This window comes from Leucobacter celer subsp. astrifaciens, from assembly GCF_001273835.1.
GTDB classification, from domain to species: Bacteria; Actinomycetota; Actinomycetes; order Actinomycetales; family Microbacteriaceae; genus Leucobacter; species Leucobacter celer.
Window position 1 is genome coordinate 128495 of sequence record NZ_JHEI01000141.1, and the last position, 9918, is coordinate 138412.

The 9918-nt window shown below is 60.6% G+C and carries 4 protein-coding genes and 3 rRNA genes; 6 read left to right on the top strand and 1 reads right to left on the bottom strand.

All coding sequences use genetic code 11. The features are described 5' to 3' along the window. Positions 1-5 precede the first annotated feature (5 nt). A complete protein-coding gene (locus AMS65_RS14045) occupies positions 6-587 on the bottom strand; it encodes a helix-turn-helix domain-containing protein (protein WP_053384799.1) in 582 nt (193 codons plus the stop codon). A gap of 150 nt (positions 588-737) precedes the next feature. Between AMS65_RS14045 and speB the strand changes: the two genes are divergently transcribed. The 6 genes from speB to rrf all read left to right on the top strand — a co-directional run bounded on the left by speB (position 738) and on the right by rrf (position 9910). Further along, positions 738-1685: an agmatinase gene (speB, locus tag AMS65_RS14050; protein WP_053384800.1), complete on the top strand. Its 948-nt coding sequence runs from the start codon at positions 738-740 to the stop codon at positions 1683-1685. Positions 1686-1912: 227 nt separating this feature from the next. Then, complete coding sequence (locus AMS65_RS14055) at positions 1913-2371, top strand: YybH family protein (RefSeq protein WP_053384801.1); 459 nt, start codon at positions 1913-1915, stop codon at positions 2369-2371. Further along, positions 2368-3792: a purine-cytosine permease family protein gene (locus AMS65_RS14060; protein ID WP_053384802.1), complete on the top strand. Its 1425-nt coding sequence runs from the start codon at positions 2368-2370 to the stop codon at positions 3790-3792. Before AMS65_RS14055 ends, AMS65_RS14060 begins: the two co-directional genes overlap by 4 nt. Positions 3793-4520: 728 nt before the next feature. Beyond that, positions 4521-6049 (top strand): 16S ribosomal RNA (locus AMS65_RS14065). A 476-nt stretch (positions 6050-6525) separates the two neighbouring features. Further along, positions 6526-9632: ribosomal RNA gene (locus tag AMS65_RS14070) — 23S ribosomal RNA — on the top strand. Between the two features lie 161 nt (positions 9633-9793). Further along, positions 9794-9910, top strand: a 5S ribosomal RNA gene (gene rrf, locus AMS65_RS14075). Together the 16S, 23S and 5S rRNA genes form the textbook arrangement of a ribosomal RNA operon. The last annotated feature ends 8 nt before the right edge of the window (positions 9911-9918 follow it).

Consider the following 9918-nt stretch of genomic DNA (forward strand, 5'->3'; position numbering starts at 1 on the left):
GGGCGTCAGTTCGACCCGCTCCAGGCGGCGGGTACGAGCACCCACACGGCCTCGGCGCCCGCTGCTCCGGTGCGCCAGGTGTGCGGTGTGCGGCCGGGGAAGGTGACGGTGTCGCCCTCGCCGAGGGTCATCTGCCGGTCGGAGAACAGCACCTCGATCTCGCCCGAGACGACGTGCAGGGACTCGACGCTGCAGTTGACCGTGTAGAGCGCGCTGCCGCCGCTCGCGTCGGGAGCGAGCGAGGATCGCAGCACCTGCACGCGATCCTCGGTGCGGGGCGTGACGAGACGCTCGTCGGCCCCGGTGCCGCCCATGTTGATGCGGGGCGCATCGGAGAGCGCGATGCGCTGGATGTCCGGCTCGGCGAAGAGGCTGCCGATCGCGAGTGAGAGCGCCTGGCAGATCTGCACGAGCGTGGGCACGCTGGGCATGGTCTCGTCGCGCTCGATGCGGCTGAGGAAGCCCTTCGTGAGGCCGGTCGCCCGGGCGAGCTGTTCGAGGGTGAGGCCCTGGGCGAGTCGAGAGGAGCGCAGCTGCGCTCCGATCCGCACCGGCTCGTCGCCGGCGGTCGGGTGAACGGGCCTCACGTTCGCCGCCCTTCCTCGCGCGGAGCGCGATACTCGCAGATCGCCGCATCGGCGGCGTTGACCGCGACGCGGGATCCAGCTTATAGTGTGTGGAAGTTCACTCACGGAACTCACTTGTTTACTATAAGGCAACTTTGAAAGGATGGGATCGTGACTTCCCACACTCCGCAGGGCCCGGTCGATGCGAGCCTCACGCCTCGCTACGCGGGGATCGCGACGTTCGCCAAGCTGCCCCGGATCGAGGACGTTCCGGCAGCCGATATCGCGGTGGTCGGCGTCCCGTTCGACAGCGGCGTGAGCTTCCGCCCCGGTGCGCGTTTCGGCCCCGCGCACGTGCGCGAGGCCTCGCGCCTGCTGCGCCCCTACAACCCCGCGCAGGACGCGTCGCCGTTCGCGCTGAAGCAGGTCGTCGACGCCGGAGACATCTCGGCGAACCCCTTCAGCCTCGATGAAGCGGTGAAGGCCGTGGAGGACGCGGCGACCGAGCTGGGCGAGAAGGTCGACAAGATCGTCACGATCGGCGGCGACCACACCATCGCGCTGCCGCTGCTGCGCGCCATCAACAAGAAGCACGGCCCCGTCGCGGTGCTGCACTTCGATGCGCACCTCGATACGTGGGACACCTACTTCGGCGCCCCCACCACGCACGGCACCCCGTTCCGCCGCGCATCCGAAGAGGGACTCATCGACATGACCGCGTCGATGCACGGCGGCATCCGCGGCCCGCTCTACGGCAAGCAGGATCTCGAGGACGACGCCATGCTCGGCTTCCAGATCGTCACGACCGAGTTCGTGGAGGAGCACGGCGTGCCGGCCGCGCTCGATCGCATCCGCGCCCGCGTCGGCGACAAGCCCCTCTACATCTCGATCGACATCGATGTGCTCGACCCCTCGCACGCCCCCGGCACGGGTACGCCGGAGGCGGGCGGGCTCACGAGCCGCGAGCTGCTCCGGATCCTGCGCGGTCTCGCCGATCTCAACATCGTCGGCGCCGATGTGGTCGAGGTCGCTCCGGCCTACGACCACGCGCAGATCACCGCGGTGGCCGCGAGCCACGTCGTGTACGAGCTGATCACCGCCATGGCCGCGCGCGACTGAGTCCGTTTCCCTCCGCCGGTCGAGCGGTCTTCGCCGGTTGAGCGAGCGGAGCGAGTCGAAACCCGGCGGAGGGAAACCTGCCGCTGGTCGAGCGGCGGAGCGAGTCGGAACCCGGCGGAGCCGAAACCGCCGGGTTCCGACTCCGCCGGCCGCTCGACTGGCGGAGGGGCCGGCAGCCGAGGCCCCACCCGCGAGAACCCGCACCACGAATCCAAGGAAGTGTTCCTATGCACACCCCGAACGAGGGCGCGGTTCTCGCCGCGGCCGACGCCATCATCGACGCCTTCTCGGCGACGGACACGGAAGCCTACTTCGCGGGCTTCTCCGAGGACGCCACCTTCGTCTTCCACCCCGAGGCGGCCCGCCTGAACTCCCGCGCCGACTACGAGGCGCTCTGGGCCGGATGGCTCGCATCCGGCTGGCGGGTCACCGCCTGCGAATCGAGCGATCGCCTGGTGCAGGTATTCCCCGGCGGCGCCGTGTTCAGTCACACCGTCGCCACGAGCATCGACTCGGAGGACGGTCCCGACTCCTACGTCGAGCGCGAGAGCATCGTCTTCCGCACCACCGATTCCGGTCGTCTCGTCGCGATCCACGAGCATCTCTCCACGGTGCCCGACGCGATCGAGCCGGCCTCGACCGAACCTCATCCGGCCGCGCCCGCCGAACAGGAGAACGCATCATGACCAGCCCCCAGACGATGGCCGTCAACCTCGACGGCCACGACGACTCCGCCGGCCCGGTCAGGGGAACACAGTCGCTGCTGCGCATCGGCATGATCTGGCTGGCCGCGAATCTCGTGGTGACGACGCTGCTCACGGGCACCCTCTTCACTCCTGCCGTCTCCTTCGGCACGGCGGCGCTGATGATCGTGCTCGGCACGCTCATCGGTGTGATCGTGCTCGTGCTCATCGGCAACATGGGGACGCGCACCGGGCTTCCCACGATGGCGCTCACGCGCGGTGCGTTCGGGATCCGGGGCAGCCTGATCCCCGCGGCCGCCAACCTCATCATCCTCATGGGATGGAGCTGGGTGCAGGCGATGCTCGCGGGTGTGACGATCAACTACCTCGTCGCCCAGGCCACCGGCTTCTCGAACCCCATGCTCTTCTCCGCGATCTGCCAGGCCATCGTGGTGGTGCTCGCGATCTTCGGCCACACCGGCATCTCCCGGGTCGAGCCCTGGCTCGCGCTGGTGATCCTCGTGGTCATGGGCTTCGTCTTCGCGGCGGCCTTCGGCGCCTTCAGCCCCGGCGAGTTCGCGGCGATCCCCGTCGACACCTCGCTGGGCGGCACCCCGTTCATCACCCTCGACATGGTCATCGCGACCGCGATCTCGTGGACCGTGCTCTCGGCCGACATGAATCGGCACGCGAAGAGCAGCACCGCCGGCATCGTCGGCTCGGGCATCGGCTACACCCTGTCGACGACGATCTCGATGATGCTCGGGCTCGTGGCGTTCAGCACGGTGCTGCTGCGCGGCAACGAGGCGACCCCGTTCGACCCCTCGGTCATCGTGTCCGAGTTCGGCTGGCCGCTGGGCATCGCCATCTTCCTCTCGGTGATGGCGACCAACACCATGGTCGTGTTCGGCATGGTCACCTCGGTGGTCAATGCCCAGTCCAAGTGGCATCTGAAGTTCGTGCCGACCGCACTCGTGCTCGGCGTGATCTCGGTGATCGGATCCACCTTCCTGGGGCTGCTGAACCAGTTCACCGACTTCCTGTTCGTCATCAGCGCCTTCTTCGTGCCGGTGTTCGCGATCATGATCGCCGACTACTACCTGCTGAAGCGCCGCGGGTACTCCCGGCAGATCCTGCACGAGCGCTCGGAGAGCCGCTACTGGTACGCGGGCGGCTTCAACTGGGTCGCCGTGTTCGTCTGGGTCTTCGGCGCCGTGCTGTCGTACGTGCTCGCCTACATCGCCCCGAGCCCGATCGGCGCCAACATCCCCGCCTTCGCGGTGAGCTTCCTGCTCTACCTGGGGCTGATGATGCTGATCGGCCGCAACGGGGCGCTCGGCCTGCGCGACCCGCGGGACGCGGAGCCCGTGGGGCACCTGCTCGACGGCGCCGAGGAGACATCGGCGCTGCGCGTCGGAGGCTGATCGTCTCCCGCGCTGCGCTCACCTGCTCTGAGAGCTGCGCCGCTTCGGATCCTGCCGCGAGGGAGGGACCGGAGCGGCGCAGCTGTTTCCGGGAGAGGAGGCCGGCGTGCGTGGCGTGACGGGGCGGGCCGCGAACCGCGGGGGAGGCGCGCGGCACGGGGTGACCGCAGTGCGACCCGGGATCGGGCGCGGCGCGCCCGGGATCCCGTGGTTTCGAAGCCGAAAGGGCGTTTTCGGGGTGTTCTGGCGCTGCTGACGGGCGGGTGGCCGGACAGTGTCGAAACGGTGAAATGGCGGAATCATGCGGAGACACGCCCGGGATCCCAGCCTGTGTTGCGGGGCACCCCCGATCCGCGTAATGTATTCCCTTGTCAGCGCGACGGAGCCGGACAGCAGATGCGGTCCGGTTCTTTTGAATGCGCAGCGAGCACGAGATGTGCTAAGCTAGACAGGTGCTGTTCGGAGCTTCTCGGCCGGTTGGTTGGGGGTGACGGGTGGTGTCTGGTCTTTGAGAACTCAATAGTGTGCACTTGATTGTCATATGCCAATTATTTATCCCCGGCATTGATCACTGTTTGGTGGTTGGTGTTGGAGATTCCTTTTTTGGATAACAGAAGAATCGTCAGTGCGATTGCTCCTTTTTTGGGGTGGTTGTCTGTTTGGTTTTTGTTGTCAGGTTGAACTCGCTGCATGGTGGTCTTTTTCCGGCTGTCGTGTATGCATCGTTTTTTACGGAGAGTTTGATCCTGGCTCAGGACGAACGCTGGCGGCGTGCTTAACACATGCAAGTCGAACGCTGAAGCTTGGTGCTTGCACCGGGTGGATGAGTGGCGAACGGGTGAGTAACACGTGAGTAACCTGCCTATCACTCTGGGATAAGCGCTGGAAACGGCGTCTAATACTGGATATGTCCTGTCACCGCATGGTGTGCAGGTGGAAAGATTTATCGGTGGTAGATGGACTCGCGGCCTATCAGCTTGATGGTGAGGTAATGGCTCACCATGGCGACGACGGGTAGCCGGCCTGAGAGGGTGACCGGCCACACTGGGACTGAGACACGGCCCAGACTCCTACGGGAGGCAGCAGTGGGGAATATTGCACAATGGGCGCAAGCCTGATGCAGCAACGCCGCGTGAGGGATGACGGCCTTCGGGTTGTAAACCTCTTTTGTCAGGGAAGAAGCGAAAGTGACGGTACCTGGAGAAAAAGCACCGGCTAACTACGTGCCAGCAGCCGCGGTAATACGTAGGGTGCAAGCGTTGTCCGGAATTATTGGGCGTAAAGAGCTCGTAGGCGGCTTGTCGCGTCTGCTGTGAAAACCCGAGGCTCAACCTCGGGCCTGCAGTGGGTACGGGCAAGCTAGAGTGCGGTAGGGGAGATTGGAATTCCTGGTGTAGCGGTGGAATGCGCAGATATCAGGAGGAACACCGATGGCGAAGGCAGATCTCTGGGCCGTAACTGACGCTGAGGAGCGAAAGCATGGGGAGCGAACAGGATTAGATACCCTGGTAGTCCATGCCGTAAACGTTGGGAACTAGATGTAGGGCCTGTTCCACGGGTTCTGTGTCGTAGCTAACGCATTAAGTTCCCCGCCTGGGGAGTACGGCCGCAAGGCTAAAACTCAAAGGAATTGACGGGGGCCCGCACAAGCGGCGGAGCATGCGGATTAATTCGATGCAACGCGAAGAACCTTACCAAGGCTTGACATATAGAAGAACACTGCAGAGATGCAGGACTCTTTGGACACTTCTATACAGGTGGTGCATGGTTGTCGTCAGCTCGTGTCGTGAGATGTTCGGTTAAGTCCGGCAACGAGCGCAACCCTCGTCCTATGTTGCCAGCACGTTATGGTGGGAACTCATGGGATACTGCCGTGGTCAACACGGAGGAAGGTGGGGATGACGTCAAATCATCATGCCCCTTATGTCTTGGGCTTCACGCATGCTACAATGGCCGATACAAAGGGCTGCGATACCGCGAGGTGGAGCGAATCCCAAAAAGTCGGTCTCAGTTCGGATTGGGGTCTGCAACTCGACCCCATGAAGTCGGAGTCGCTAGTAATCGCAGATCAGCAACGCTGCGGTGAATACGTTCCCGGGCCTTGTACACACCGCCCGTCAAGTCATGAAAGTCGGTAACACCCGAAGCCGGTGGCCTAACCCCTTGTGGGAGGGAGCTGTCGAAGGTGGGACTGGTGATTAGGACTAAGTCGTAACAAGGTAGCCGTACCGGAAGGTGCGGCTGGATCACCTCCTTTCTAAGGAGCACTCGTGACCATACGGTCACGCAGAATGACTCGATCAACGACAAACGCTCGTTGCGAGTCGCTCATGGGTGGAACATAAGACAATATGCAGCATTTTGATCGTGTGGGTTTTAGTACGCCGCTCCTTTGGGGGTGGTTGGAACGGGCATGCTCGGTTCAGGGTGTTGCGTCGGGTGCATACTATTGGGTCCTGGGAGACCAGCCGGCTTGCCCTTTGGGGGTGGGTGGACTGGGATTCCGATCCAGGGTCATGGGACGTGTTGCTCATGGTTTTGGGATCGACCGTACGTTGAGAACTACACAGTGGACGCGAGCATCTTAGCCAGCGTGATTTTGTTTGAAGCCTTTCGGGGTGGATGGCGGTTATGTTGGCTGATTTACTTTAATTTCATTGGTCACACACCGGCTGATGATTCCTTTCGGGGATGAGTTGGTGGGTGTGTGTTTCTAGATGATTGCTTATGTGATTTCAAGTTTCAAAGAGCAAACGGTGGATGCCTTGGCATCTGGAGCCGAAGAAGGACGTAGTAATCTGCGATAAGCCTCGGGGAGCCGATAAACGGGCTGTGATTCGAGGATTTCCGAATGGGGAAACCCCGCCAGGGCGCGTGCGTACCTGGTGACTCCCGCCTGAATATATAGGGCGGGTAGAGGGAACGTGGGGAAGTGAAACATCTCAGTACCCACAGGAAGAGAAAACAACATGTGATTCCGGTAGTAGTGGCGAGCGAACCCGGATGAGGCTAAACCGATTATGTGTGATACCTGGCAGGGGTTGCATAGTCGGGGTTGCGGGACATACCGTGAGGCGCTGCTGAGCCTCGAACGTGAATGTGTAGCTATAGGAGAACCGCTTGGAACGGCGGACCGGAGTGGGTGAGAGTCCCGTATCCGAAATGGTGGCACTGCGTGGTGTGTATCCCAAGTAGCACGGGGCCCGAGAAATCCCGTGTGAATCTGTCAGGACCACCTGATAAGCCTAAATACTCCCAGATGACCGATAGCGGACTAGTACCGTGAGGGAAAGGTGAAAAGTACCCCGGGAGGGGAGTGAAAGAGTACCTGAAACCGTTTGCTTACAATCCGTCGGAGCCAGCTTGTACTGGTGACGGCGTGCCTTTTGAAGAATGAGCCTGCGAGTTAGCGATATGTGGCGAGGTTAACCCGTGTGGGGTAGCCGTAGCGAAAGCGAGTCTGAATAGGGCGATTCAGTCGCATGTCCTAGACCCGAAGCGAAGTGATCTATCCATGGCCAGGCTGAAGCGACGGTAAGACGTCGTGGAGGGCCGAACCCACTTAGGTTGAAAACTGAGGGGATGAGCTGTGGATAGGGGTGAAAGGCCAATCAAACTTCGTGATAGCTGGTTCTCTCCGAAATGCATTTAGGTGCAGCGTTGCGTGTTTCTTGCCGGAGGTAGAGCTACTGGATGGCCGATGGGCCCTACAAGGTTACTGACGTCAGCTAAACTCCGAATGCCGGTAAGTGAGAGCGCAGCAGTGAGACTGTGGGGGATAAGCTTCATAGTCGAGAGGGAAACAACCCAGATCGCCAACTAAGGTCCCTAAGCGTGTGCTAAGTGGAAAAGGATGTGGAGTTGCTGTGACAACCAGGAGGTTGGCTTAGAAGCAGCCACCCTTGAAAGAGTGCGTAATAGCTCACTGGTCAAGTGATTCCGCGCCGACAATGTAACGGGGCTCAAGCACACCACCGAAGTTGCGGCATTCATATAACAGGTAGGCCTTCGTGGTCCAGCCGTATGGATGGGTAGGAGAGCGTCGTGTGGCGAGCGAAGCGGCGGTGTGAACCAGCCGTGGATGCCACACGAGTGAGAATGCAGGCATGAGTAGCGAAAGACGGGTGAGAAACCCGTCCTCCGGAAGACCAAGGGTTCCAGGGTCAAGCTAATCTGCCCTGGGTAAGTCGGGACCTAAGGCGAGGCCGACAGGCGTAGTCGATGGACAACGGGTTGATATTCCCGTACCGACGGTAGACCGTCAAAGACCTAACCAGTAGTGCTAAACAAACCAAGACTTGGTGGATCCTTCGGGTGAAGCCGGGTGGCGGCTGTGAACCCGAACTGGGGTGGTGAGCGTGAGGTGTGACGCAGGAAGGTAGCCAGTGCCGGGCGATGGTTGTCCCGGTGTAAGTATGTAGCCTGTCACTTTTTAAGAGATCGTGGCGTGAAGGGTGAGATACGATGCGGACCCGTATGGGGAAGCTGGTGATCCTATGCTGCCAAGAAAAGCATCGACGTGAGGTCTATTGTTGCCCGTACCCCAAACCGACTCAGGTGGTCAGGTAGAGAATACTCAGGAGATCGAGATAATCATGGTGAAGGAACTCGGCAAAATGCCCCCGTAACTTCGGGAGAAGGGGGGCCATCCACTTATACCAACTTGCTTGGGAAAGGGTGTGGTGGCCGCAGAGACCAGTGGGAAGCGACTGTTTACTAAAAACACAGGTCCGTGCCAACACGCAAGTGGACGTATACGGACTGACGCCTGCCCGGTGCTGGAAGGTTAAGAGGAGAGGTTAGACCTTTGGGTCGAAGCTTTGAATTTAAGCCCCAGTAAACGGCGGTGGTAACTATAACCATCCTAAGGTAGCGAAATTCCTTGTCGGGTAAGTTCCGACCTGCACGAATGGCGTAACGACTTCCCAGCTGTCTCCACCGTGAACTCGGCGAAATTGCAGTACGAGTAAAGATGCTCGTTACGCGCAGAAGGACGGAAAGACCCCGTGACCTTTACTACAGCTTGGTATTGGTGTTCGGTGTGGCTTGTGTAGGATAGGTGGGAGACTGTGAAGCTGTGACGCTAGTTATGGTGGAGTCATTGTTGAAATACCACTCTGGTCATATTGGATATCTAACTACGGACCCTGATCGGGTTCTGGGACAGTGCCTGGTGGGTAGTTTAACTGGGGCGGTTGCCTCCCAAAAAGTAACGGAGGCGCCCAAAGGTTCCCTCAACCTGGTTGGCAATCAGGTGGCGAGTGTAAGTGCACAAGGGAGCTTGACTGTGAGACTGACAGGTCGAGCAGGGACGAAAGTCGGGACTAGTGATCCGGCAGTGGCTTGTGGAAGCGCTGTCGCTCAACGGATAAAAGGTACCTCGGGGATAACAGGCTGATCTTGCCCAAGAGTCCATATCGACGGCATGGTTTGGCACCTCGATGTCGGCTCGTCGCATCCTGGGGCTGGAGTTGGTCCCAAGGGTTGGGCTGTTCGCCCATTAAAGCGGTACGCGAGCTGGGTTTAGAACGTCGTGAGACAGTTCGGTCCCTATCCTCTGCGCGCGTTGGAGATTTGAGAGGATCTGACCCTAGTACGAGAGGACCGGGTTGGACGGACCTCTGGTGTGCCAGTTGTTCTGCCAAGGGCATGGCTGGTTGGCTACGTTCGGGATGGATAACCGCTGAAAGCATCTAAGCGGGAAGCCGGCCTCGAGATGAGATCTCCCTACACCTTTGAGTGTGTGAGGCTCCCAGTAGATGACTGGGTTGATAGGCCAGATGTGGAAGCACCGCAAGGTGTGGAGCTGACTGGTACTAATAAGCCGACGACTTGACTTCAACACAACACTTACGAGTGCTTGTACATAAGCGTTAAACGTAACGATGTATCGCGTCCACTTTGTGGTTCCCAACAGACGGTCCACACCCCCACCACACACGTGGTGGCCCCCAACACGAGCATCAACAGGGGACCGGGTGTGCACACATGTTGATAGAGTTACGGCGGCCATAGCGTCAGGGAAACGCCCGGACACATTCCGAACCCGGAAGCTAAGACTGACAGCGCCAATGGTACTGCGAGGGGGACCTCGTGGGAGAGTAGGACACCGCCGGACACCTTTTC

Coding starts and splice junctions, on each gene's coding strand:
- AMS65_RS14055 (WP_053384801.1), top strand. CDS start 1,913: ATGCACACCCCGAACGAGGGCGCGGTTCTCGCCGCGGCCGACGCCATC.
- AMS65_RS14060 (WP_053384802.1), top strand. CDS start 2,368: ATGACCAGCCCCCAGACGATGGCCGTCAACCTCGACGGCCACGACGAC.